Raw genomic sequence first — 23,814 nt, forward strand, 5'->3', positions numbered from 1 at the left:
TGCCGCAGTCCTACCTGACGCAGCGCAGCATTCCTACATACCAGCCGGGCGCAATGCGGGATCATGGGCGTTTTTGCAGGAGGCAGCCTATGAAGACAAATTTCAAACTCAGCAATTCACGCACACTGGCTTACACGCTGGGCGCCACGGCCCTGCTGGCAGCATCATATGCCATGGTGCGCAGCAAAACCCGGCAAGTGGAGCGCGCGCACCCGCCGGACGGCAACTTCGTCATCATCGACGGCGTGCGCCTGCACTACCTGAGCAAGGGCCATGGCCCCACCGTGGTGCTATTGCACGGCAATGGCACGCCGGCCGAGGATTTCCGCAACGCGGGCTTGCTTGACCAACTGGCGCAAGAGCACCACGTGATCGCCTTCAACCGCCCTGGCTATGGCTACAGCGACCGGCCGCGCACGACCGTGTGGACGCCGGACGCGCAGGCGCAATTGCTGGCCGCCGCGCTGGCGCAGCTGGGCATACAGCGCGCCGTCGTGCTGGCCCATTCGTGGGGCGCCATGGTGGCGCTGGCGCTGGCCCGGCAACAGCCGGCGCTGGTGTCGGGCCTGGTGCTGGCGGCGGGCTATTACTACCCGAGCGTCCGGCTGGATGTGTTGACCGGTACCCCCGCCCTGCCCGTGCTGGGCGACGTGATGCGCTATACGGTTTCGCCGCTGGTGGGGCGGCTCATGTGGCCGCTGGTGGTCAAGCGCGCGTTTTCACCCAACCCGGTGCCGGCAAGCTTCCGCCGCTACCCAAAATGGATGAGCTTACGCCCTGGCCAGCTGCGTGCCGAAGCAGCGGAGACGGCGCTGATGATCCCCGCCGCGGCCATGCTGAAAAAACATTACCCGGAACTGCGCATGCCGGTGGAAATCATTGCGGGTGAAGACGACAAGATTAGCGCCACCGGACACAATGCGCAGCGTTTGCATGAAGACATTGCGCACAGCGGGCTGACCGTGCTGCCAGGCACGGGCCACATGGTGCAGCACGTGGCGCCGCACGTGCTGGTGCAAGCCGTGGAACGCGTGCTGCGGGCCAGCGAAGCCGAGGCGCTGGCGGGCCTCGGCCATGACGGCTGGCGCCCCGTGACGGCCCGTCCGGCGGGGCACGAACATCCAGCCGCGCGTTAATCGCCGCTGGCGACGATCACCTGTACCCCGGCTTCCGCCAGCGCCGCGGCTATCGCGGCTGGCGGCGGCTGGTCCGCCACCAGCACGTCGATGGCGTCAAAGGTACACAACCGGTGCAGGAAAGCCTTGCTGAACTTCGACACGTCCGCCACCACAATCACCTGGCTGGCCTGGCGCATCATTGCCTGCTTAAGCGCAGCCTCGTCATCCGACGGGCACGTCAATCCCAGCGGATCGATGGCGCATGCGCCCAGCACCAGCTTGTCGAACTGGAATTGCGCGATGGCGGCGCGGGCCTGCGCCCCTTCCAGGCTGCGCTGCCACGCATTGAAACGCCCGCCCAGCACGTGCAGTTCAACGCCATCCCGCTGGCCCAGCGCTTCGGCCACGTCGATGGAATTGGTCACCACGTTCAATGGCTTCGCCGTTGCCGCGCGGGCGGCCTCCAGCACCGTGGTGGACGTATCGAACAGCACGCGGTCGCCACCGCGCAGCAGCGCCCCGGCAGCCTGGCCGATGGCGCGCTTGGCGGCGGAGGCGCCGGTGCGCGCCGCATACTGTTCGATCTGCCTGCCCTGCGGCGGCAATACCGCGCCGCCCCGCACGCGCAGCACGCGGCCATCCGCATCAAGGCGCACCACGTCGCGCCGCGCTGTATCGCGCGTCACGCCAAACAGCGTGCAAATCTCTTCAATGCCGATGCGGTAATGCTGGCCAAGGTAAGCGCAAATGGCGTCCAGCCGCGCGGACTGGGACAGTGTTTCGTCGCCGCTCATGGCTGCCCCGCCAGGTATTCACGCAAGACCGATGTGACCAGCGCATGGTCTTCCGCCTGCGGCAACCCCGATACCGTCACCGTGCCAACCACGCCTGTGCCGCGCAGCGACAGGGGAAATGCGCCGCCATGCGCGGCAAAATCCGCCGGGTCCGCGCCGCTGTCGGCTTCAAACGTTTTGCCCTTGCTGCGGTATTGCGTACCCACGTGCCATGAACTGCGGCCATACCGCTGCACGACGTTATTCTTGCGCCGCACCCAGTTGGCATTGTCCGGCGTGGCGCCGGCCATCGCATGGTGAAACAGTTGATGGCCATTGCGCGTGATGTCGACCGTGACGGCTTTGCCCATTGCGCGGGCGCGCTCCACCAGCAGCAATCCCAGCGCCAGCGCATCGCCATGGGAAAATGCCGTGAACTGCAATTCCTGCTCTTCGCGGGCCAGCGCCGCCAGCATCGTGCTGTAATCGTCTTGCACGCTGCCCTCCTTAAGCGAAATCGACGGTGCGGCGTTCGCCGTGGCTGCGGTACGCGCATTCAATCACGCGCACCACGGACACCGCATCTTCGGCCGCCACCGGCGCCGGGGCGCCTTCCGCCATGGCGCGCCACATGCCGTAATAAAACGCTTCATAGCTGCCGGGGATGGTTTCCACCGTGCGCTGCGCGCCATCCGCGCTGGTGATGGTGGCGTAATTGGCGGGGATGTCGTGCCCCCAGCCCGCGCCACCGGGGCGTGCACCCTGCTTCAGCGCTTCCTCTTGCGTATCGACGCCGTATTTGATGAAGCTGCCCTGCGCGCCATGCACCTGGTAGCGCGGGCCCGGCGCGCGCACCAGGGCGCTGGCATGCAGCATGGCCTTGCACCGCCCAAAATCGAGCACCAGTTCAAACGCATCTTCCACCTGCGCGCCGTCGCGCTGCGTGGCTACCTGCGCCGTCACGGTCCGCGGCAAGCCAAACAAATGCAAAGCCTGGTCGATCAGGTGCGAGCCCAGGTCCCACAGCACGCCCGATCCCGGCTGCGCCGATTCTTTCCAGCGCACTTTCACTTGCGGCGAATAGCGGTCGAAATGCGCGCGGTACGTGTGGACCGGTCCCAGTTCGCCGGACGCCAGCGCGCGCTGCAAGGTCATGAAGTCGCCATCCCAGCGGCGGTTGTGATAAACGCTCAGCAGCAAACCCTTCTGCGCGGCCAGCGCCACCAGTTCGTCGCCTTCGCTTGACGTGAGCACGAAAGGCTTGTCGACCACCACATGCTTGCCCGCCTGTAGCGCCGCCTTGGCCAGCGCATAGTGGCTGGCATTCGGCGTGCACACGACCACCAGCGCAATGGCGGGATCGTCCAGCATGGCTTGCGGCGTGTCGTCCAGCGAAACGCCAGGATAGACGCGCCGCACTTCGTCGCGATTGGCGCTGCGGCTGGCAATCCGCGCCAGTTTCAAACCGGGGACGGCGGCAATCATCGGTGCATGGAAGACCGCGCCGCCCGTGCCATAACCTATCAAACCTACTGCATATTGCTGCATTTTTCACCTTTCATAATGCATATCGCTTATGCATTATAAGCCATTTGCAGAATAGTAGGATTCCTCGGCACTCAGTCGACAACCATTCGGAAATGTCTGGAATACTTGCAGCACCATGCGAACGCTCACCATCCTGATTCCCCTGCCCCCAACGGATTTCGATCCGACCGAAGCGGCCCTGTCGTGGAAAATCCTGCGCGACGCCGGCCATACGATCCACTTCGCCACGCCGGACGGCCGGCGCGCTTATGCCGATCCCATGATGATTAGCGGCTACGGCCTTGACCCGTGGGGCTGGATCCCCGGCTTGAACAAATTGCGCGTAATTGGCCTGATGCTGCGCGCCGACCGCTATGGCCGCGCCGCCTACCGGGCGCTGGAACAGGACGCGCACTTCCTGCATCCGAAGCGCTACGACGCGTTGCGGGTGGAAGACTACGACGCCCTGCTGCTGCCCGGCGGGCATGCGCAGGGCATGAAGGTCTACCTGGAAAATAAGACACTGCAGGATTTCGTCGCCGCCTTCTTTGACGGCAAGGATGCGCAAGGCCGCCACAAGCCGGTTGCCGCTGTCTGCCACGGCGTGGTCCTTGCCGCGCGCTCGATCTCCCGCGCCACCGGCAAATCGGTCCTGCATGGCCGCAAAACAACGGCCCTCACGTGGAAACGGGAAAAAAGCGCGTGGGACCTCAGCAAATTCCTGGCCCGCTTCTGGGATCCGGACTATTACCGCACGTACCGGGAGTCGCCGGGCGAACCGGCCGGATACCGGGGCGTGGAACAGGAAATCAAGCGGGCATTGGCGCGCGATGCGGACTTTATCGGCGTGCCGCGCGATGCGCCGCACCGCTTCCTGAAAACCAGCGGCATCGTGCGCGACCGCATCGATGACGACCGCGCAGCATGGGTGGTGCGCGATGGGAATTACCTGTCGGCCCGGTGGCCGGGCGACGTGCACACGTTCGCACGGCAATTTTCATCCATGCTGAACGAGCATTACGGCCATTAACACGCCAGTTCGCGCAATACCTGCGCCTTGGCTTTGCTGACCGGCAGCTCCACGCCATTGCGCATGACTGCCGTCAGCCTGCCATCGAGTTCACGGCGGAAGCGCGCCACGTGGTCCAGGTTGACGATGTGCGCGCGGTGGATGCGGACAAAGCGCTGCAAATCAAGGCGCGCTTCCAGCCGGTTCAATGCCAGGTGCAGCAAATGCTCGCCGCCGGCCGTATACGCCGTGACGTAATCGCCCACCGCATCGAAGTACAGCACGTCGGCCACGGCAACCGGCTGGATAATGCGCCCGCTGCGCACGAACAGGCGCTGCATCGGACCGCTGGCCAGCATCTCGCCATAGCGGTCCAGCGCCGGCGGCAATGGCTCGCCCAGCGCGGCCCGCACCCGGGCCAGCGCGCCGTTCAAGCGTTCCGCGCCAAAGGGTTTCAGCAAATAATCCAGCGCGCCCAGTTCAAAGGCCGTCACCGCATGTTCGGCATACGCGGTGGTAAACACCACGCGGGGCGCCGGCTGCGGCAACTGGCGCAGCACGTCGATGCCGGAACAGCCCGGCATCTGGATGTCGAGCAGCAGCACGTCCGGCCGCAAGCGCTGCACGGCGGCGATCACCGCAGGACCATCCGCCGCTTCGCCGACACACTGCAGCCACGGCACGTCTTGCAGCAAATGGCGCAAACCGGCGCGGGCCACCGGCTCATCATCGGCAATCAATACTTTCACGAAGTCCTGCTCAGTCGTCATGCATGTCTCCTGCAGTGGCGGGAATCGCCAGCGTTGCCGTCACCCCGAGCGGCGACGCGTCGATGTCCAGCGTGGCGCTGCTGCCATACAGGCAAGCGAGGCGTTCGCGCAGGCGGCGCAGCCCCGTACCGCTACTGTGCAGCATGGCCTGTGGATCAGCGCCCACGCCATCATCGCTGACCATCAGGCGCAAGTCCTTGCCCTCGGTGGTGGCGCTGATGGCAAGGCGGGTCGCATCCACTTTCATTGCGGCCCCGTGGCGCACGGCGTTTTCCACCAAGGTCTGCAACGCGAACGCGGGTACGCGCAATCCCAGCACCGGTTCCGGCAAGGCGGTTTCGACTTGCAGCCGCTCGCCGAAGCGCAACTGTTCGATCGCCAGGTAGCGCTGGACGAATCGCCACTCTTCTGCCAATGTCACCTGGTCGCGCCGCTCATCCAGTGCTGCGCGCAGCAAGGCCGCCAACTGTTCCGCCGCCGTTGCCGCGCGGGCCGGGTCAAACGGGATCAGCTGCACGACAGTGTGCAATGCGTTGAACAGGAAATGCGGGTGCAGTTGCGCCTGCAATGCAGCCAGCTGCGCGCGCGCCGCGGCAGCTTGCGCCAGCGCCGTGCGCTGCGCCGCCTGCTGCGCGTAGGCCACGGCGGTGATCGTCAGGTACAGCCAGATCCCCGTCAGCAGGAAGCGCCCGATGCCTGGGCCGTCCATGTACACGAGACGCCAGCGCAGCACGCTTTCGACGAGGCTATAGGACAGCACCCACAGCGCCGCATACACGAGTGCAGCGGCAATGTGCAGCGCCGGAAACCACCAGCGGAATGGCGCCGGCCATGGAAAGCGGCGCGTCAGCGCATGTACGCCGATGCCCAGCACGGCGGCGCTGGCAATCATGCGCAACCCCATCCACGCGCTGGCGCCAAAGGGGAACGCATGCACGCTCATGATCATCAGCGTGAACAAGACCCACATCGGCAGCCAGCCGACAGCCACTTGCAGCAAAAACCAGCTGCGGGAAGGAGTTGGAAGTTTCATGGGACCTGAGATTACCACGCGCACGGGCGCGCCAAGGCCGTTATTCGCTGAATCGCCCAAACAGGGGGGTGAACGGTCACCGTGGCGCAGGGTGGCGCCTTTAAGCTGTCAGCACCGTCAACCACCGAAGGATGGAATTATGAATGACCTTTCTGCACAGCCCTTCCGCGCGGCCCAACCCGCCGCCCACGCTGCCCCGTCGCCGCTGATCCGGCTGGACGGCGTCAGCAAAACCTACGCCGGCAACGGCGCCATCTGCAACGCGCTGTCCGGCTTTTCGCTGCAAGTACAACCGGGTGAATTCGTTGCGATCACCGGCCAGTCCGGCAGCGGCAAATCCACCGTGTTGAATTTACTGGGTGGCCTGGACCGGCCCAGCACCGGCGAAGTTTGGGTCGATGGCCAGGCCGTGCATGCGCTGCCGGAACGCGACCTGGCGCGCTGGCGCGGCACGGCGGTCGGCATCGTGTTCCAGTTTTTCCAGCTGATGCCGGCGTTGAGCGCAGTGGAAAACGTCATGCTGCCGATGGACCTGGCGGGCAAGTGGCCGGCCCGCGAACGGCGCGCCCGCGCGCTGTCGCTGCTGGCGCGCCTGGGCATCCAGGAGCAGGCCGACAAGCTGCCGTCGGCCATGTCCGGCGGCCAGCAGCAGCGCGTTGCCGTGGCGCGCGCGCTGGCCAACGCCCCAGCCCTGCTGCTGGCGGACGAACCGACCGGCAACCTGGATAGCCAGAATGCGTCCGCCCTGCTGGATTTGCTCGATGAACTGGTGGCCGATGGCCAGACGCTGGTCATGGTGACGCACGATCCCGCCGTGCTGCGGCGCGCACACCGCACCGTCACGCTGGTCGATGGCCACGCGGTTGGCGCCTTGGACGGCGCCGCGGAGGTGCGCCATGTTTGATACCCGCTGGCGCAAGACGATACGCGATGCGTGGGGCCACCGCGCCCGCACGCTGCTGGTCATGGTGGCCGTTGCGCTGGGCCTGACCGGCGCCGGCGCCATCCTCGATGCATGGGCGCTGGTGCGCACCACCACGCAATCGAGCTACGCGGCCAGCCATCCGGTGGCCGCCACATTGAAAATCACGCCGCTGGATACGGCTTTCCTCGAGCGCGTGCGGCGCATGCCCGGCGTCGCCGCCGTGCGTGCGCGGCGCACCACGGTCGCCACCCTGCTGTATGGCGGCGACCGCAAGACTGCCGTACTGTATGCGGTCGATGACGTCCACCGGCCGGACATCGGCCGCTTGCAGGATGTCGAGGGGGCATGGCCGCCGGCCGACGGGGAAGTCATGATCGAGCGCTCGTCGCTGGTCTATTCTGGCGCCACCATCGGCAAGGACGTGACCTTGGAAGTTGCCGGCAGCCCGGCCGCCACGCTGAAGGCAGCGGGACTGGTGCGCGACGTGTCGGTGGCGCCGGGCTGGATGGACCACCTGGTATACGGCTACGTGAGTTTGCCGACGCTGGCGCGGCTTGGCGTACCGCCCGCCTTCGACGAATTGCAATTGACAGTCACCGATGCGCAGCCTGGCCAGCAAGCCGTGCGCCAGCTGGCGTGGCGCATCAAGGCATTGGCCGAAGCGGAAGGACGGCAAGTGGGCCGCATCGACGTGCCGGCGCCGGGCGTGCATATCCACGCGGCGCAAATGGAATCGCTGACCCTGGTGCAGGGCGCGTTCGGCGTGCTGACGCTGCTGGTATGCGGCTGCCTGATCGTCAACCTGTTTTCCGCCATGCTGGCCGGCCAGCGCCGCGAGCTGGGCATCATGAAAGCCATCGGCGCCGGTGAGCGTCAACTGGCCACGCAAATCCTCGTGCTGGCAGCGGGCCTCGGCGTGCTGGCCGCCGCCATCGCACTGCCGCTGGCCGCGTGGCTGGGGCGCAGCTATGGCAGCTTCCAAGGCGAGATGCTGAATTTCCCCGTTGACCATTATGCAATTCCCGCGTGGACGTTCGTGGTGCAGGCCGCCGTTGCCATTGGCCTGCCCGTGCTGGCAGCCGCCTGGCCTGTCGTGAAAGCATGCCGCTTGCCGGTGGCCGATACGCTGCGCGAAGTGGGCCTGCCCGCCAGCACGGCCGGCAACCGTGCGCGCCGCTGGCTGCAAGGCGCGCGCCTGGCCCGCCCGCAATTGCTGTCGCTGCACAATGCGTTCCGCCAGCGCGCACGCTGCTGGATCAGCTTGCTGTCGCTGGCCGTGGCCGGGGCCGTGCTGGTTGGCGCGGGCAATTTGCGTGTCGCCGTGGCGCAATCGGTGGATTTGCTGTTCGCCAGCCAGCGCTATGACATTGCCGTACGCGTCGCTTCGGCCCTGCCCGCCCGCGAGCTGGAAGCGGCCGGCGCCAAAGTTCCAGGCATTGCAGTGACGGAAGCGTGGACCCGCGCCAGCGCAGCCCTGCCGCTGGGCGATGGCACGGTGGGCAAGGCGTTTGACTTGCTGGCCATTCCCGTTCACAGCCAGGTGCTGGTACCCGACATGCGCGGCGGCCACTGGCTGCAGGACAGCGATGCCGAAGGCGCCGTCATCGGCACCGGCGTATTAAAGGACAACCCCGAATTGAAAGTGGGGCAAACCATGCCGCTGGCGATCGACGGCAAGGTGCTGCCGCTGCGTATCGTCGGTATGGTGGACAGCGGCCCGGAATCCGTCGTGTACGTGCCGCAAGCCGCCTTCAATGCGTGGCGCGGCAAGGATGAGGCGACGTTGCTGATGGTGCAGGCCAAAGACCACAGCGCCGGCGGCCAGAAAGCATTGCTGGACAGCCTGCGCGGCGCGCTGGAACAGCAAGGCTTGGTCATCCGCAGCGCCAAGCTGCTGAGCGATGCGCGCCAGGGCATCGAAGACCATTTGCAGATGGTGGTGAGTTTCCTTGGCATGATGGGCTGGGTGATGATTGTCGTGGGCGGCATGGGGCTGGCCTCGACCATGAGCGTGGCAGTGCTGGAGCGCCAGCGTGAAATCGGCGTGCTGCGCGCCATTGGCGCCAGCGGACGCACGGTGCTGGGCATGGTGCAGCTGGAAGGCATGGTGATGGCGCTGCTGGGATGGCTGCTGTCGCTGCCGCTGTCCGTGCCTGTCAGCGTGGTGCTGGGCGAAGCCTTCAGCCGCGTGATGTTCACGGTACCCACGTCGCTGACACCGGAACCGGGCAGCGCCCTGCAGTGGCTGGCCGTGGTGGGCATCGTATCGCTGTGCGCTTGCGCGTGGCCGGCACGGCAAGCGATGCGGATGCCCGTGGTCAGGGCGCTGCAGTATGAGTGACGGACTTTAAGTAGTTGTTTTTCACCCGTACGTAGTGCTCGGCGGAGTAGCGCAAATAGGCCAGCTCCGCCTCCGTCAACGGCCGGATTTTTTCAGCCGGCCGTCCCATGTACAGGTAGCCGCTCTCCAGCTGCTTGCCCGGTGAAACCAGGCTGCCCGCGCCGATCATCACACGGTCGGGAATCACCACGTCATCCATGACGATGGTGCCCATGCCGATCAGGCAGTCGTTGCCGATCTGGCAGCCATGCAAGATCACCGAGTGGCCGATGGTCACGTAATCGCCAATGACGAGCGGAGAACCTTGCGGCTTCTTTTCCGTCTTGTGCGACACGTGCCCCATCGTCAAGTCCTGGATGTTCGTGCAGTTGCCGATGACAATGTGGTTGACGTCGCCGCGCAATACGGCGTTGCACCACACGGACGAATCGTCGCCGATGCGCACGTCGCCGATCACCTGGGCCGAATCATGCAGATAAACGTTGCCGCCGATGTGCGGGAAGGTATCGAGGTAGCGGGTAACCGGCATGGTCACTCCACCCAGCCAAAGCCGTCGCGGGCCAGCAATGCAAACGATTCGGACGGTCCCCACGTGCCGGCCGCGTATGGATACGGCTTCTCAGCCAGTGTCCCCCAGCCGTTGATGATCGGTTCGACCCACTGCCATGCCGCTTCCAGCTCATCGCGGCGCATGAAGTGCGTCAGGCGTCCGCGCACCACGTCGATCAGCAGGCGCTCATACGCTTCCGCGCGGCGTTCGGAGAAGGCCGACTGCAAATCCAGGTTCAGCGCCACTTGCTGCATCTTCATGCCGCTGCCCGGCTGCTTGGCCATCACCTGCAATTTGACGGCTTCTTCCGGCTGCAATTCAATCACGAGGCGGTTGGCCACACCGCCCGGCGTTTCGGGAAACAGCGGGAATGGCGGATTGGCGAATTCCACGACGATTTTCGACGAGCGGCGCGCCATGCGCTTGCCGGTGCGCAGATAGAACGGCACCTTGGACCAGCGCCACGTATCGACGTACGTGCGCAGCGCCACGAAGGTTTCCGTGCTGCTGTCGGCCGGAACATTTTTCTCTTCCAGGTAGCCAGGCACTTCCTGGTTGCCGCTGACGCCACGGATATAGCGGCCGCGCACCGTATCGCGCGCAATGCCGGCCAGCGTGAACGGGCGCAGCGAGCGCAGTACTTTCAGCTTTTCATCGCGCACGGCGTCCGGCGACAGCGACGCCGGCGGTTCCATCGCGACGATGCACAGCAATTGCAGCAAGTGGTTTTGCACCATGTCGCGCATGGCGCCGGCGCTGTCGTAAAAACCCGCGCGGCTGCCGACGCCCACTTCTTCGGCCACCGTGATTTGCACGCTGGAGATGTTCGGCGCGCGCCACAGCGGTTCCAGGATCGAGTTACCAAAGCGCAGCACCATCAGGTTTTGCACGGTTTCCTTGCCCAGGTAATGGTCGATGCGGTAAATCTGCGATTCCGCGAAATGCTTGCCGACCGCTTCATTGATTTCCACGGCGGACGCCAAATCGCGGCCCAGCGGTTTTTCCAGCACCACGCGGGCATTGCTGTCGACCAGCCCTGCTTGCGCCAGCTTGTCGCAAATGGTGGTGAACAGCGATGGCGCCGTGGCCAGGTAAAACACGCGTTCCGCGCCGGGGCGCGACACCTTGGCCAGCGCCGCCAACTCATCCTGCTGCACGTCGAGGCGCACGAACTCCAGCAATTGCAGGAAGCTGCGCCACGCGTCGTCCGTGAAATTCCCGCCGCTGATGAAGGAGCGGGAATGTTCTTCCACGAAGTTCAGGTAGGCATTGCGGTCAAATTCCTGGCGTCCCGTGGAAATGATGCGGGTGGCGGGCGGCAGGTTGCCGTGCAAGTGCGCCATATACAGCGCCGGCAGCAGCTTGCGCATGGCCAGGTCGCCCATGCCGCCGAAAATAATCATATCGAGCGGCAAATTGGAGTCAGGCTGGGAAGGTGAAGTCATGGCGATCAGGCGTCAGTTTCAAGATGGTCGGGGCCTAATCATAACCAAACTTGCCGACTTATGTCTTCCCTGTCGTTTGCGGCTGCAGTGACCCCACCTGCACAGGTTCCACGTCCAGCCGCACGCCGACAATGGACAATCCGCCGGAACCGGCCGACTCATACGCGCGGGTGTGCGGTGTTTTCTTCAGCGTGAACGCAAATCCCAGCCGTTCGCGGCTGGTGGCGCGCTGGCGCGGGTCGCCGCTGGCGATGCCCAGCGCTTCCGTTGCCGGGTTGCGCACCAGGCGCTCCATCAATTCGACAATGGCATTATTGGCCAGGATATCGTTGCTGTACGGGGGCCCCGGCAGGTCGTCATCCATGTCCAACGTCACGCTCCGGTCCGCGCCCGGCACGTAGGCGCCCGTGGCCAGGTTGTAGCGGTCGCCCCGGTCCAGGTAACTCAGTACGGCGTTCTGGATGCGGAACGGTCCGGGCAATTGGCCGCCCGTTGCCTGCGACAAGTCCACCAGCAGCGCGCCCTTGTATCCCAGGACTTCGACGACATCGCCGCTCACCACCAGCGCCGTGTTTTCATCGATGCCCAGCCCCAGCTGGTAACCGCGCTGCCGCATGGCCGGCAGCATGCGCGCAAAGCGGCCGCGCACGAGGAAATGCTGGTCAATGAACACTTTGTCGCCGATAAAACCCAGCCCGGGCGCCAGCGCGCGGCCTTCCGGCAAGCCGTCGCGCAGCACGGCCAGCAAATCCGGCGCGTCATTGAACATGGTACTGCTCATGACGGCCGCCCCGGCGCTGGTGCCCGCCACCACGCCGCCGCCCCGGTACACGTCCCACACGGCGTCGAGCACGGCGCTGCGGCTGCCGTCGGGGCGCAGCAGCGCCTGCGTGATGCGGGCCTGGTCGCCGCCGACAAAAAAGACACCGCCGGCCGTGCGGACCTGTTCCGCCAGCGCCGCATCGTCGGCAGAGCGGCGCACGTCGGTCCCCGCCAGCCGCACGGCAACGGGAACGACAAACGGGTCTGCGCCATAGCGCCGCAAGATGGCGGCCGTGGTTTGCCCGGCCCGCTGCGGATTGCCCGCCGCGGAAGGGAATACGGCAATACGCGCCCCTTGCCCGCCTGCCAGCGCAATGATGCGCGTCCACACTTCCGCCGTGTCCGCGCGCAGCGCGCCGCCCGCAATGACCAGCGCGCCCTTGGCTGGCGCCGCCGCCGAAGACGACGACGCCCAGGCCGGGGCCAGCGCCAGACCAAGGCAACCGGCCAGGAATGTGCGCCGCCTTGGCAAAGTCATCGCATGCTGCATTGTTTCCCCTTTTGTTTCATTTAAACAGATGCCACCGGCAGCGGCAGCGCACGCAATGGCGGATTACGGCTGCGCCTAATCCGCCCTACAGCTGCAGCTTACCGGAACGCGTAACTCGCCGCCACATACGCGCTGCGGCCACGCGGATCCGTGTACGTCGGGTCATACCCGGCCAGGAAGTAATATGCCTGGTTCGAATAAGGCGGCGCCGTGTTGGCCAGGTTCAGTATACCGGCACGCACTTTCAGCTGCTTGCTGACGGCCCAGCTGCCCGTCAAATCCCACAGCGAATACGCCTTGACCTTGCGCGATGGCAGCAGCTTGTCGCTGACCGGGTCATACGTCGTATTCTGGTCCGTATAGCTGGACGAGAACTGATTCGACAGCGTGACGTTGAACGCATCCCTATCCCAGCCAAAGCTGGCGCGGTGGCGCCAGCGCTGGATCACCTGGTCATTGAGGAACAAGCCCAGGTTGCTGCGGGAGGCTTCCAGCGGGCCAAACTGGCGGTCGTATTTCAAGATCACCGTACCCGTCAGGTTGGCGCTGAAGCGGCCGGCCGGCGTCGGCGCGCTGCGGTAATCGGCGCCCAGGTCCAGGCCCGACGTCTGCAATTTGCCCTGGTTTTCCTTTTGCAGCAAGATGTTGGTAATGTAGCCATCCGCATCGCGCTGGATGTATTTGCCGTTGTACTTGGCCGGATTGTCGACAATGATTTGCTCGCCCAGCGTGCTGATGACGTCGGACTTGCGGATATTCCAGTAATCCACCGTGAACGTCACTTGCTTGTTCGCTTCCAGTACGGCGCCCAGCGAGAACTGCCGCGATTTTTCCGGCTTCAGGTTCGGGTTCGAGCGGCGTTCCACCGGGTACTGGTCGGTACAGCCATCGATGGTGTCGAGTTTCGTCGCCACGCACTGCGGGTCGGTCAGGAAGCTGGCGGCGCTGCCATACGTGGTGGGCCGCTTCAAGTCCGACAGCGACGGCGCGCGGAAGCCCGTACCGGCCGAACCGCGCAGCACCAGCTCGCGGGCCGGCTGCCAGCGCACGCCGAATTTCGGGTTGGTGGTGCTGCCTACTTCACTGTAATGGTCGCGGCGCAGCGCAAACTGCATTTCCAGTTCCTTGCTGACGGGCGCATTCAACTCCGCATAGACGCCATACACGCGGCGGCTGTCGTCGGTGGCGCGGATATCCGTGGTGGAACCGGCGGCCAGCCCCGTGTCGCGGTCGCCCGCGATATTGTTCGACAACAGCAGCGCCGATGGCGTGAACATGCTGTGTTCGCGCCGCAGTTCGCCGCCAATAGCAATGGCCAGGTCGCCGCCTGCCAGCGGCATCAGCGTGCGCGACATCTTGCCATCGAGCGCCGTCGACACGCCTTTCGAGCTGCGCGCATCGTCGTTGACCTTGATGCTGTCGATCAGCGCGCGGCCGTCCGCCGTGGACGGGCCGAACGGATTGACCTTGCCGGCCCGCACGGCCGCATCGAATTTGTCGAACAGCACATAGCCATCGACATACGCGTCGATCGCCTTGTTTTGCGCCCGCGACAGCCCCACGTCGTAATCCCAGCCCGCCAGCGAGCCGGACGCGCCCAATACGATGCGCTGCGCGTCGCTGGTGACTTCATTGGTGCGGTTGCCCGCTTCCGTCATACGGTAGCGGATGCCGCTGAAAGTCGATGGCAACCCCGCCGCCGACAGCACGCTGCGGTACTTTTCCGGCAAGATGGACACCGGTAAATTGCGCAGGCGCTGCGGGTTCGGGCTCAGTACATAGCGGCTTTCCGCACGCGACTGCACCAGTTCAGCAAACAGCTGGTTGTCGCCATCGAGGCGGAACGTGGCGCGGCCGACAAAGCCGATCTTGCTCGATTCCGGATACAGTTCCGTGTCTTCCATGTAGTCATAGCTGCAACCCAGCACGCCGCCCGGACCTTTCGGCGCATACACGGTGGCCGGCGGCGCGCAGTCCGGCGCGGACGGATTGATACGGTTGGCGGTGGACCCGGCCGGCAGCACGCCGGCCTTGACGAGGGCGTTGCGCTGGGCGCTGGACAAGTCGATGTTGGCCGGGTACGTGTTACTCGACATCAGGGCCGGCAAATTCGCCGCCAGCGGGCGCTCCTGGATGAACTTGCGCTGGCTGGAGCGCAGCGCATCGAGCTTTTGCACGTCCAGTACGCCGAACACATTGAAGCGGTCGTCATTGAGGCTGCCGAAGCCCGCGCTGATGCTGGCAGTCTTCTTGCCCGCCCCGCCCTCTTGCGTGCCGGCCAGCGATGCGTTGACGTCCACGCCCGTGTAATCCTTGCGGGTGATGAAGTTGACCACGCCGCCAATCGCATCGGTGCCATAAATGGCCGACGCGCCGTCTTTCAGCACTTCCACGCGCTGGATCGCACCGGCCGGGATATTGTTCAAGTCCACGCCCGCGTTGTCGCCGGGGGACGCAAAGTTGGCCAGGCGCCGCCCGTTCAACAGCACCAAGGTGGACGACACGCCAATGCCGCGCAAGTTGGCGCCATTGAAGCCGCGCTGGCCGGACGTGCCATCCGTGATGCTGGCGCCGTCCGACAGCGGCGCCGTGTTGGCGCTGATGTTTTTCAACAGTTCGGCCGCCGTGGTGACGCCGGATTTATCGATGTCGTCGCGCTTGAGCACTTGCACCGGCAGCGCGGTTTCCGCGTCGATGCGCTTGATGGACGACCCGGTGATTTCCACGCGCTGGATCGGTTCCTGTGCCGCCGCTACGGTGGGCAAACCCATCGCGGCCGCCAGCGCAAGGCGGACCGCCACAGACATCACGTTTTGTTCAGGCAAAGCTCCGCCCGTCGCTTGATGCAGACTCATTGCAACTCCCTCGTTATGTTGAAATGCGGTAGCGCTCCCCGCTACCGGTATTGCGCCCTGCTACTTTCTGGCGTTCTTTCTTGGCCGCGCGGGCTGCGCCGCGTCCGGTCCATACAGGTAAGCGGAAATGGCTTCGGTCAGCCGCGCCGCTTTTTCCACGTTTTCCTTGTTCGATACCATCAATGTCACCGTCAGCGCCTCGATCATGGCCAGCGCCGCCGTCGAACTGCTGGGCAGCACGGAATGGCTGCTTTGTGCATACAGCACGTGGTCGGCCAGGTCGGCCAGCGGCGAAGCCGGCGAATCCGTCAGGGCAATGATGCAAGCGTCGCGGGTGCGCGCAAAGTTCGCCAGGCGGATCACGTCCAGCGCATAGCGCGGGAAGGAAATCACGACCAGCACGTCCTTGGCCGTGATGTTGGCCAGGTGTCCGGCCGCCACTTCCGTACCGCCCAGCCCCGCCACTTCCACCACGTGCGGACAAAACGGCTGCAAGTGCAGCGCCAGCAGCCCGGCCAGGTGGGTCGACAGGCCGAAGCCCATCACATACACGGTATTGGCGCGCACCAGCTGGTGCACGATCTTGTCCAGTTCCGGGATTGCCAGGCCGCTGGCCGTGGCATTGATATTGGCCACCGCATATTCCAGGCTTTCCACGGCAGGCACGCCGCCGCCTTCCCGCTTTTCTATGGTGCTGCGCAGTTTTTCCACCGGCTGCAGCACGCCTTGCAGGATTTCCGCCACGGCAGCGCGCATGGCCGCGTAATTGGAAAAGCCGATGTCGCGTGCAAAACGGCTGATGGTGGCCGTCGAGACAGCGCACGATTCCGCCAGTTCTTCAATCCCCATGCCGGCCACGCGCACCTGGTGGCGCAGCAGGTACTCGGCAATTGATTTGTGCGACGCCGAGCCGTCCGTCTTGACCCGTGACAGCGATTGCCCCAGCGCGGACTGGGCGAAGGCAATGGCGGGCGACGTCGATTCATGGGAAGTGGAACGCATGTCAGTCCTTGTAAAGATTTTTTCAGTTTTTGCGAATTTGAAAATCCGTTGATTGCACTTTACGCACAACCGGGCAGGATTTCAACCTGTTTTGAAAATATTTTTTCATATTGAACTTTTATGAAAATTTCGTTGCATAATCGCCGCATCCCAACCACACACACTTGTCTTATGCGCACAGAACACCACGTCATTTCCACTTCGCACGGCGGCGCCGTGCAACTGGCCAGCCTGCACTTCGGTACGCCGGGCGCAGGCAAAAAAGCGTACTTGCAGGCGGCGCTGCATGCCGATGAAGTCCCCGGCATGCTGGTGGCGCAATGCCTGCGCCAGCGCTTGCTGTCGCTGGAAGCGGCCGGCAAGATCCGCGGCGAAGTCGTGCTGGTGCCGGCCGCCAATCCCATCGGCCTGGCGCAAGCCATCCAGGGCACGCCGCTGGGCCGCTTCGACCTGTCCACCGGCATCAACTTCAACCGCGCCCATCCCCATGTGGGCGAAGCGCTGAAGTCCACGCTGCAGGGACGCCTGGGCGGCGACCCGGACGCCAATGTGCGGGAAATCCGCCGCCAGGCGCTGGCGCACATCCGCAGCCTGCAGCCGGCCAGCGATGCGGCGGCGCTGAAGCAGGTGCTGCTGTCGCTGGCCATCGATGCCGATATCGTGCTGGACTTGCATTGCGATAACGAGGCCGTCATGCACGTGTACACGGGGACGCCGCTGGCAGGCGCCATCGCGCCGCTGGCGCGCCTGCTGCGCGCGCAGGCGGTGCTGCTGGCGACCGAAGCGGGCGGTGAACCGTTTGACGAAGCGTGCAGCCGGCTGTGGTGGGAATTGGCGGCGCACTTTCCCGACGTGCCGATTCCGCCCGCGTGCATCGCCGCCACGGTGGAATTGCGCGGCGAAATGGATGTCGGCTATGACCTGGCGCGGCGCGACGCGGGCGCACTGCTGGCCTACCTGGCCACGCAGGGCGTGCTGGATGCGGATGACATGCCGCTGCCCCAGCCCCTGTGCCCACTCACGCCGCTGGAAGGCGTGGAACCGCTGCTGGCGCCCCATGCAGGGGTGCTGGTCTACACGCGCACCTTGGGCGAACGGCTGGAACCCGGCATGGCCGTGGCGGACGTGATCGACCCCGTCACCGGCGCCACCACGGCCGTGCGCTGCACGGTGGGCGGCGTATTCTTCGGCCGCAGCGCGCACCGCCACGTATTGCGCGGCATGAACATCGGCAAAGTGGCGGGCCACATCCCTTTCCGTTCCGGCAACCTGCTGAGCCTGTGAGGACTGCCATGAAACTGCCTGCTTTGCGCTTGCCCAACACGTATGTGCTGATTTTTTCCATCCTGGCGCTGATTGCGCTGGCCAGCTGGATCATGCCGGGAGGACGCTATGACACCCGCCTGGTGGACGGCCGCACGCAAATCGACCCGGCCAGCTTCCGCAACGTGCCCAGCGTGCCGCAGGGGCTGGACGCGTTGCTGATGGCGCCCATTAAAGGCTTTGCGGAAGCGGCGCCCATCATTGCCTTTGTGCTGGTGGTAGGCGGCGCGTTCGGCGTGCTGCAAAAAACCGGCGCGATTGAAGCCATGATCCACGCGGTGGCGCGCAAACACGCCACGTCGCCGCTGGCGCGGGCCTTGTTCCTGCCCCTGTTCATTACGCTGTTTTCGCTGGGCGGCGCCACCTTCGGCATGAACGAGGAAGCCATTCCATTCGTGCTGATTTTCGTCCCGCTGGCGCTGGCGCTCGGCTACGACTCGATCGTCGGCGTGTCGATCCCGTTCCTCGGCTCGCAAGTCGGATTTGCGGCGGCGTTCCTCAATCCATTCAATGTCGGCGTGGCGCAGGGCATCGCCGGCGTGCCGCTGTTTTCCGGCATGGGCTACCGTCTGGTGGTATGGTTCCTCGCCACGGCGCTGACCATCGCGTTCCTGATGTGGTATGCGGCGCGCGTGCGGCGCACGCCGGAATACAGCCCGACCTTTGCGCTGGACCAGTCGCTGCGTGCCGGCGGCATGGCGGCGCTGCACGGGCAGCAGCATGCCGTGCTGGGCGCGCGCCACCGGCTGGTCTTGGCGCTGTTTGCCGTGTCGCTGGCGGTGATGGTGGCCGGCGTCGTGCGCTACGGCTGGTTTGTCGAGCAAATTGCCGCGCTGTTCATGGCCATGGGCATCGCCGCCGGCCTGGCGGCGCGGCTCGATGGCGATGCGATCGCCGACGCCTTCCTGCACGGTGCGCGCGACCTGGTCGGCACCGCCATCGTCATTGCACTGGCGCGCGGCACCGTGGTGCTGGCGCGCGACGCGCATATCATCGACAGCGCGCTGCATGCGATTGCCCCGCTGATCCAGTCGTCCGTTCCCGCATTTGCCGCGCAAAAGATGTTCGCCATCCAAAGCGTGATTAATTTCTTCATTCATTCCGGCACCGGGCAGGCCGCGCTGACGATGCCCGTGATGGCGCCGCTGGCGGACCTGGCCGGCATTTCACGCCAGACGGCCGTGCTGGCGTTCCAGTTTGGCGAATTCACCACGCCGATGATCCCCACGTCCGGCATCACGGTCGGCGTACTGGCGCTGGCGCGCATTCCGTGGCTGACGTGGGCGCGCTGGATGGTGCCGCTGCAACTGGGGTATGCAGTGCTGGCGCTGGCGTTGCTGGCGCCGCCCGGATATATCGGATGGTGATGCGCGGATGGTGATGCGCAACCGCACCGGCATGTAGCAAAATCCCTACGCCGGTGCGGATAAATAAAATACCGCTTGTCTTGGACACAATGGCGTGGAACACTAAACCGCACGCCAAAATCTGAGCAATTCCGATGGCTTATCCCACACTCGCTGCCACGGTTTTTCTGTCGCTGCTATGCTGCGCCGCTCCCGCAGCCATGGCAGCCTGCGAGGTGACTTACCCGCAGAACCTGGCCCGGATAGACACCCGTTATGACTATGACTGGCGGGTCTTGCAAACTGTCCTGGAAAAAACCGCGCCACAATATGGCGACTGCTCGCTGCAGCCTTCCGCCATCCCCATGGAACAGGCGCGCGCGACGCTGGAACTAAGCAATCCCCGCGGGCGCATCAATGTCCTCGTGCGTTCCACGACGCGCACCCTGGAACGGCAATTTTTGCCGATCCGCATACCCGTCGACAAAGGCTTGCTTGGCTACCGCATCATGCTGGTCCGCGCACAGGACGTTGCCCGTTTTGCAAAAATCCAGAGCGTGGATGATTTACGCGCCATAAAGATCGGGCAAGGCAAAGACTGGTCGGATATTCCCATTCTCCGGGCAGCCGGACTCCAGGTGGTCGAGGGCGCCAATTACGAAGGCTTGTTCGGCATGCTTGCCGCCGGGCGTTTTGACGCGTTTTCCCGCGCAGTGGATGAAGCGTTGCGCGAAGTGGAGGAACAGCATGCCGCGCATCCGCAACTGGTGGTGGAGCCCGGCCTGCTGCTGTATTACCCGCTGCCCCGCTACTTTTTCGTGCGGCGCGACGCGGAAGGCGTCCAGTTGGCGCAACGCATCGAGGCTGGCCTGGAAACCATGATCCGCGACGGCACGCTGGAACAGCTGTTCCAGCGCTATAAGAAGAAGACCATCGACCAGGGTGATTTACAGCACCGCAACCTGATCGTCATCGACAATCCGGACCTGTCGCCGGAAACGCCGTTGTCGCGGACCGAACTGTGGTTCAGTCCGGTCAAGAACAAGCCAGCCAAATAATCCCCCTCGCACGCCTTGCGCCGGCAGCCGTTCAGGCGAGGCTGTTGATCAACCGGGTTGCCGTTGCCAGCGCGCGTTCCGACGTGGCCTTGACTGGAACCAATTCCCACTGTCCCGCGCCGGCGCCAGCCGCCCAGCGCATGCCGAGGACATTTTCCGGGAACCGCATTTGCGGGGCGGTCCGGCTGGCGTCGCCGTCCGCAGTGCAAGTCAACAAGACCGCATCGGTCCGGGCAAGTTCATTCAACCTGCGCAGTACGCCGTCCCTGGCTTCCGGACTGGCGTTCAGCGTGTCCACGATGACGTCGCAATCCTTCAAGTGGTGCAAGTTGATGGTGCCTGCCAGCAGTGCGACGCACCGGTCGCGCTGGGACGCGGTCAGTTCGCCGTCCAGCACCGCATTCTGGAAATGCGTGCGGGCCGACGCGGTGGCGGCATCGAGCAGTTCCCGTTCGGGTTCATAGACCGTGACAGGGATATCCGCGTCGAGCAGGCTGCGGGCAATGTGCATGCCCGTCTCGCCCGCCCCCAGGATACCGACACGGCTGAAAGGCCGGGTGATGCCGCCAGGCGGGAAAACAGGCGTGGCAGGGGTCGGCCGGTTGGTGCTTGTCTGCAGCGTCATAGGATGCTCCTTGAATAAGATGGTGAAAGAATGCAGTGATAACAAAATCATTCACTTCATCATACGGCGCGTCCTCGCCTCAACCAGCGGATTTCCATGTCATGCGACCTAAAATTTTACCCATAAAAACAAGGACTTAATTCCATTTTCCACAATATGAAACAAACTACTACAGATTGGAAAAATGACCCGGGCACGCCGCCCGCCCAAATCCCACAATGTGAAACACCGTTTATTTAACTGAAAAACTGGCGTCAAATCCGCAGTTCCTGCAGCTTGGTAAACCGGCCCCGGTGATAGACGGCAGGCTCTCCTGCTTCGCTGTAATAGCGCAGCACGCGCCCGACAAATAGTTTGTGGTCGCCCGCCTCCTGCGCCAGCTCGGTGGCGCAAACGAATGACGACAGGCTGCCCGGAATCAGCGGCATCCGTTCAGGACTGCTATAGGGCGGAACCAGCGCAAATTTGTCGGCCACGTCCGGGTTGGCGAAGGCGCGCGCCAGCCCGTCCTGGTTTGACGCCAGCACGTTAATACAAAAGTAACGGCTGTCGCAAAACGCCGCCATGCTGGGAGAGCGGCTGGACAAACTCCACAGCACCAGCGGCGGATCGAGTGACAGCGACGCAAAGGAATTGATCGTCAAGCCGACCGGCCGGCCGCATGCCGCACGGCTGGTGACGATGGCCACGCCAGTGGGATAGCTGCCCAGCGCGTGGCGCAGCGCGCGGATATCGAGCGGGGTTTGCCACTGGCTTGCACACTCCGCGCTTATTTCGGCGGTTGCATTCATAGTGATTTCCTTGTCGGCCCGCCCGCAGCGCGCTGCGGGCGGAGTTGATTGCTGCGGTCAGAACCCGGTCAACACGACCTGCACGTGTTCCATGTGCGACGGGCCTGCGACAAACCCGCCGGCCAGCCTGCGGAATTCCTGCAGTTCCTCACTTTCGCGGAAGTGAACCGTATGGTCTTCCAGCGTGGCCCAGCCAATCACCAGCTTGTAGCTGTCCGGCTGTTCAATGGAACGCTCGAGGCGCAGCGACTGGCAGCCGCGCGAGCGCTTGAATAACGGCACGGCAGCGGCAATGGCTGCTTCAAATTCCGCGTGCACGCCGGGTTTGACCTGGATGGTCGCGATTTCGTAAATCATCAAGCTACTCCTGTTGGTAAAAAGACTAAGAAAATATCATGCTGCTTTGCGCAGCTGGCCTTGCAGTTGCGCCGGCGCCTGCCGCAAGCGCCGGCGCATGTTCCACACAATCGGCGCGGCGGCAGCCGCGCCAAACAAGTGGAAGATCGTATGCCCGCTGATCCAGCCGGTCATGTGCAGGATTTGCGCATCCCGCCCGCCCACCACCTGTGACAGGATAAACATCAGCAGTGCGCAATACACGGCGGCCTTATCCGCCCGCGGCGCCTTGTAGATGCCCTGCCACAACGGAACCAGCACCAGGCACAGCACCTGCACCAGGTAAATCGGCCCGACGTCGGCATTGCCATTGGCCTTGGTGTATGAATACCAGACGAAGCTGCCTGCCGCTGCCGCCATGCCCGCTGCCAGGAAGCTGTTGTCGTCGCGCGCACCAAAGGTTTCCGCACGCACCACCGCCATCAGGCCCACCAGCATCAGCACATTCGGCAGGCGCGAATACAGCAGCGTCGTGTCGTTGGGCACGGCATGGTAATACCCGGCGCCGATTGCCGTGCAGGCCAGGCTGGCCAGAAAAATCACGTAGCTGTTCCACACGGCCGGCGCCACGCCGGCACGGCGCAGCGGGCCAAGATACAGCGCGCCCGCCATGCTGACCACCAGGAAGCCGGCGCACGACACGACGTCGCCAAAGTTAGGAATGCCGGCGAAGCCGCGCATGTCCGCGTAATCGTGCGGATTGCTGCGTTCGGGGATGGCGCCATGCCAGATCATCAGTGCCAGCAGCACCAGGGTGACGGCGATGGGCAGCACGCGCAGCACCAAGGGACGCTCAGGAGAATGTGCAGTTTTTTTCATCAGGGGTTCCGTTTCAAAATCAGTTGGGCTACAGGGTGAAATGGCTGCCAGCGCAGGATGGCGCAAACAGGCCGGGGCAAACATCAATAGCGCGGCGCCGCACAGCACCAGCAACAGCGCCAGCCCGCGCCCCGGACCAGCACCGAGGACCGGGCCTAGCAGAGCGGCCAGCGGTGTACCAGGCATCAGCGCATCCTGGAACGCATGCCCCAGCGGACCGGCCGCGAGGTATGCCAGCGGCAGCATCGACAGCGATACCATGCGGCGCGCGGAAAATACCCGGCCCTGTACTTGCTGGGGAATCTGCTCCAGCCAGAAGTGCATGGTGGTGGCGTTGATCAGGCCGACCGCAAAGAAAAAGCAAAATGCGACAGGACCAAACCACCACACGGACGGCAGCCAGCCTGCCACCGCCACGCATAGCGCGGCCATCACGGAATACGGTTGCAGCGATGCGATGCCGCGCACGCGGATCACGCCGGCCGACACCAGCAGGCTGGCGCACAGCAACCCGGACGATCCGATCGATAACACCAGTCCCATCGAGCGCGCCGACGTAAAACTCAGCAACAGCGGCGTCGACAGCACCAGCACCATGCCCAGCACGAAGTTCATGCCGGCCGCATAAGCCAGCAGGCGCATCAATCCGGCACGCTCGCGCAGATAGCGCAAAGCAAACACGCAGTCTTGCCACAGGCTGCTGTTTTCCGCGCTGGTGCGCGCTGCGGCCGGCGCCCGGGCCAACGCCAGCGTGGCCAGCGCGGAAAACAGCAGCCTGTGGCAAGACTGCGTGTTT

The 23,814-nt window shown here is 64.4% G+C and carries 21 protein-coding genes; 7 read left to right on the forward strand and 14 right to left on the reverse strand.

The annotated features are described in order from the left end of the window. Positions 1-89 precede the first annotated feature (89 nt). A complete protein-coding gene (locus GM668_RS24280) occupies positions 90-1,136 on the forward strand; it encodes an alpha/beta fold hydrolase (RefSeq protein WP_155441550.1) in 1,047 nt (348 codons plus the stop codon). Here GM668_RS24280 and GM668_RS24285 read toward each other — a convergent pair. Genes GM668_RS24285 through GM668_RS24295 form a run of 3 tightly spaced genes read right to left on the reverse strand, consistent with a single transcriptional unit; the run spans position 1,133 to position 3,439 of the window. After that, positions 1,133-1,912, reverse strand: coding sequence for a DeoR/GlpR family DNA-binding transcription regulator (locus GM668_RS24285; RefSeq protein WP_155441551.1), 780 nt, complete (start codon positions 1,910-1,912; stop codon positions 1,133-1,135). The two genes, GM668_RS24280 and GM668_RS24285, sit on opposite strands and share 4 nt — an antisense overlap. Beyond that, positions 1,909-2,388, reverse strand: a complete 480-nt coding sequence (locus GM668_RS24290; protein WP_371868773.1) for a heme-degrading domain-containing protein — start codon at positions 2,386-2,388, stop codon at positions 1,909-1,911. Before GM668_RS24290 ends, GM668_RS24285 begins: the two co-directional genes overlap by 4 nt. A 10-nt stretch (positions 2,389-2,398) precedes the next feature. After that, entirely contained in the window at positions 2,399-3,439 is a 1,041-nt protein-coding gene (locus GM668_RS24295) for an oxidoreductase (protein WP_155441552.1), read from the reverse strand. A gap of 115 nt (positions 3,440-3,554) precedes the next feature. Here GM668_RS24295 and GM668_RS24300 point away from each other — a divergent pair, with 115 nt between their 5' ends. Beyond that, entirely contained in the window at positions 3,555-4,448 is an 894-nt protein-coding gene (locus tag GM668_RS24300; protein ID WP_155441553.1) for a type 1 glutamine amidotransferase domain-containing protein, read from the forward strand. On the opposite strand, the gene GM668_RS24305 is transcribed toward GM668_RS24300, so the two are convergent. Together GM668_RS24305 and GM668_RS24310 are read right to left on the reverse strand one after the other, a co-directional pair. Beyond that, the gene (locus GM668_RS24305; protein WP_155441554.1) at positions 4,445-5,197 is read right to left on the reverse strand and encodes a LytR/AlgR family response regulator transcription factor; all 753 of its coding nucleotides are present in this window, start codon (positions 5,195-5,197) and stop codon (positions 4,445-4,447) included. The two genes, GM668_RS24300 and GM668_RS24305, sit on opposite strands and share 4 nt — an antisense overlap. After that, on the reverse strand, positions 5,187-6,230 hold the full coding sequence (locus tag GM668_RS24310) for a sensor histidine kinase (protein ID WP_155441555.1): 1,044 nt from the start codon (positions 6,228-6,230) through the stop codon (positions 5,187-5,189). The genes GM668_RS24305 and GM668_RS24310 overlap by 11 nt, the downstream gene beginning before the upstream one ends. A 139-nt stretch (positions 6,231-6,369) precedes the next feature. Here GM668_RS24310 and GM668_RS24315 point away from each other — a divergent pair, with 139 nt between their 5' ends. Next, a complete protein-coding gene (locus GM668_RS24315; RefSeq protein ID WP_170305802.1) occupies positions 6,370-7,134 on the forward strand; it encodes an ABC transporter ATP-binding protein in 765 nt (254 codons plus the stop codon). After that, complete coding sequence (locus GM668_RS24320; RefSeq protein ID WP_170305803.1) at positions 7,127-9,496, forward strand: ABC transporter permease; 2,370 nt, start codon at positions 7,127-7,129, stop codon at positions 9,494-9,496. The genes GM668_RS24315 and GM668_RS24320 overlap by 8 nt, the downstream gene beginning before the upstream one ends. On the opposite strand, the gene GM668_RS24325 is transcribed toward GM668_RS24320, so the two are convergent. The 5 genes from GM668_RS24325 to GM668_RS24345 form a co-directional block, all read right to left on the reverse strand. Further along, entirely contained in the window at positions 9,474-10,025 is a 552-nt protein-coding gene (locus GM668_RS24325; protein WP_155441557.1) for a gamma carbonic anhydrase family protein, read from the reverse strand. The two genes, GM668_RS24320 and GM668_RS24325, sit on opposite strands and share 23 nt — an antisense overlap. A gap of 2 nt (positions 10,026-10,027) precedes the next feature. Further along, positions 10,028-11,491: a glucose-6-phosphate dehydrogenase gene (zwf, locus tag GM668_RS24330; protein WP_155441558.1), complete on the reverse strand. Its 1,464-nt coding sequence runs from the start codon at positions 11,489-11,491 to the stop codon at positions 10,028-10,030. A gap of 58 nt (positions 11,492-11,549) precedes the next feature. After that, entirely contained in the window at positions 11,550-12,791 is a 1,242-nt protein-coding gene (locus GM668_RS24335; protein WP_229499829.1) for a cyanophycinase, read from the reverse strand. Positions 12,792-12,901: 110 nt separating this feature from the next. Further along, positions 12,902-15,658, reverse strand: coding sequence for a TonB-dependent receptor (locus GM668_RS24340; RefSeq protein ID WP_155441560.1), 2,757 nt, complete (start codon positions 15,656-15,658; stop codon positions 12,902-12,904). Between the two features lie 60 nt (positions 15,659-15,718). Continuing rightward, positions 15,719-16,660: a MurR/RpiR family transcriptional regulator gene (locus tag GM668_RS24345; protein ID WP_155441561.1), complete on the reverse strand. Its 942-nt coding sequence runs from the start codon at positions 16,658-16,660 to the stop codon at positions 15,719-15,721. A 171-nt stretch (positions 16,661-16,831) separates the two neighbouring features. Here GM668_RS24345 and GM668_RS24350 point away from each other — a divergent pair, with 171 nt between their 5' ends. The 3 genes from GM668_RS24350 (at position 16,832) to GM668_RS24360 (ending at position 20,387) form a co-directional block, all read left to right on the forward strand. Further along, on the forward strand, positions 16,832-17,944 hold the full coding sequence (locus tag GM668_RS24350) for a succinylglutamate desuccinylase/aspartoacylase family protein (protein ID WP_155441562.1): 1,113 nt from the start codon (positions 16,832-16,834) through the stop codon (positions 17,942-17,944). 8 nt (positions 17,945-17,952) lie between these two features. Continuing rightward, positions 17,953-19,350 carry a YfcC family protein gene (locus GM668_RS24355; protein ID WP_155441563.1) on the forward strand — a complete coding sequence of 466 codons (1,398 nt, stop codon included), beginning with the start codon at positions 17,953-17,955 and terminating at the stop codon, positions 19,348-19,350. A 134-nt stretch (positions 19,351-19,484) separates the two neighbouring features. Continuing rightward, positions 19,485-20,387: a substrate-binding periplasmic protein gene (locus GM668_RS24360; protein WP_155441564.1), complete on the forward strand. Its 903-nt coding sequence runs from the start codon at positions 19,485-19,487 to the stop codon at positions 20,385-20,387. A gap of 31 nt (positions 20,388-20,418) precedes the next feature. Here the strand turns inward: GM668_RS24360 and GM668_RS24365 are convergent, their stop codons facing one another. The 4 genes from GM668_RS24365 to GM668_RS30615 all read right to left on the reverse strand — a co-directional run. Beyond that, positions 20,419-21,012 (reverse strand): 3-hydroxyacyl-CoA dehydrogenase NAD-binding domain-containing protein, encoded by a 594-nt coding sequence (locus tag GM668_RS24365; RefSeq protein ID WP_170305804.1) that lies wholly within the window; start codon positions 21,010-21,012, stop codon positions 20,419-20,421. Between the two features lie 254 nt (positions 21,013-21,266). Next, entirely contained in the window at positions 21,267-21,803 is a 537-nt protein-coding gene (locus GM668_RS24370; protein WP_155441566.1) for a flavin reductase family protein, read from the reverse strand. 57 nt (positions 21,804-21,860) lie between these two features. After that, complete coding sequence (locus GM668_RS24375) at positions 21,861-22,160, reverse strand: antibiotic biosynthesis monooxygenase family protein (RefSeq protein WP_155441567.1); 300 nt, start codon at positions 22,158-22,160, stop codon at positions 21,861-21,863. Between the two features lie 36 nt (positions 22,161-22,196). Next, positions 22,197-23,814, reverse strand: a 1,618-nt coding sequence (locus tag GM668_RS30615; RefSeq protein WP_211923450.1) for an MFS transporter, incomplete at its 5' end; no start/stop codon positions are given.

Source organism: Pseudoduganella ginsengisoli, from assembly GCF_009720865.1.
GTDB lineage: Bacteria > Pseudomonadota > Gammaproteobacteria > Burkholderiales > Burkholderiaceae_D > Rugamonas > Rugamonas ginsengisoli.

What these genes read in the sequence shown, in the direction of transcription:
- GM668_RS24320 (WP_170305803.1), top strand. Translation starts at nt 7,127, where the DNA reads ATGTTTGATACCCGCTGGCGCAAGACGATACGCGATGCGTGGGGCCAC.
- GM668_RS24315 (WP_170305802.1), top strand. Translation starts at nt 6,370, where the DNA reads ATGAATGACCTTTCTGCACAGCCCTTCCGCGCGGCCCAACCCGCCGCC.
- GM668_RS24325 (WP_155441557.1), bottom strand. Translation starts at nt 10,025, where the DNA reads ATGCCGGTTACCCGCTACCTCGATACCTTCCCGCACATCGGCGGCAAC.
- GM668_RS24300 (WP_155441553.1), top strand. Translation starts at nt 3,555, where the DNA reads ATGCGAACGCTCACCATCCTGATTCCCCTGCCCCCAACGGATTTCGAT.
- GM668_RS24345 (WP_155441561.1), bottom strand. Translation starts at nt 16,660, where the DNA reads ATGCGTTCCACTTCCCATGAATCGACGTCGCCCGCCATTGCCTTCGCC.
- GM668_RS24285 (WP_155441551.1), bottom strand. Translation starts at nt 1,912, where the DNA reads ATGAGCGGCGACGAAACACTGTCCCAGTCCGCGCGGCTGGACGCCATT.
- GM668_RS24335 (WP_229499829.1), bottom strand. Translation starts at nt 12,791, where the DNA reads ATGACTTTGCCAAGGCGGCGCACATTCCTGGCCGGTTGCCTTGGTCTG.
- GM668_RS24355 (WP_155441563.1), top strand. Translation starts at nt 17,953, where the DNA reads ATGAAACTGCCTGCTTTGCGCTTGCCCAACACGTATGTGCTGATTTTT.
- GM668_RS24280 (WP_155441550.1), top strand. Translation starts at nt 90, where the DNA reads ATGAAGACAAATTTCAAACTCAGCAATTCACGCACACTGGCTTACACG.
- GM668_RS24375 (WP_155441567.1), bottom strand. Translation starts at nt 22,160, where the DNA reads ATGATTTACGAAATCGCGACCATCCAGGTCAAACCCGGCGTGCACGCG.
- GM668_RS24360 (WP_155441564.1), top strand. Translation starts at nt 19,485, where the DNA reads ATGGCTTATCCCACACTCGCTGCCACGGTTTTTCTGTCGCTGCTATGC.
- GM668_RS24370 (WP_155441566.1), bottom strand. Translation starts at nt 21,803, where the DNA reads ATGAATGCAACCGCCGAAATAAGCGCGGAGTGTGCAAGCCAGTGGCAA.
- GM668_RS24340 (WP_155441560.1), bottom strand. Translation starts at nt 15,658, where the DNA reads ATGAGTCTGCATCAAGCGACGGGCGGAGCTTTGCCTGAACAAAACGTG.
- zwf (WP_155441558.1), bottom strand. Translation starts at nt 11,491, where the DNA reads ATGACTTCACCTTCCCAGCCTGACTCCAATTTGCCGCTCGATATGATT.
- GM668_RS24350 (WP_155441562.1), top strand. Translation starts at nt 16,832, where the DNA reads ATGCGCACAGAACACCACGTCATTTCCACTTCGCACGGCGGCGCCGTG.
- GM668_RS24305 (WP_155441554.1), bottom strand. Translation starts at nt 5,197, where the DNA reads ATGACGACTGAGCAGGACTTCGTGAAAGTATTGATTGCCGATGATGAG.
- GM668_RS24310 (WP_155441555.1), bottom strand. Translation starts at nt 6,230, where the DNA reads ATGAAACTTCCAACTCCTTCCCGCAGCTGGTTTTTGCTGCAAGTGGCT.
- GM668_RS24295 (WP_155441552.1), bottom strand. Translation starts at nt 3,439, where the DNA reads ATGCAGCAATATGCAGTAGGTTTGATAGGTTATGGCACGGGCGGCGCG.
- GM668_RS24365 (WP_170305804.1), bottom strand. Translation starts at nt 21,012, where the DNA reads ATGACGCTGCAGACAAGCACCAACCGGCCGACCCCTGCCACGCCTGTT.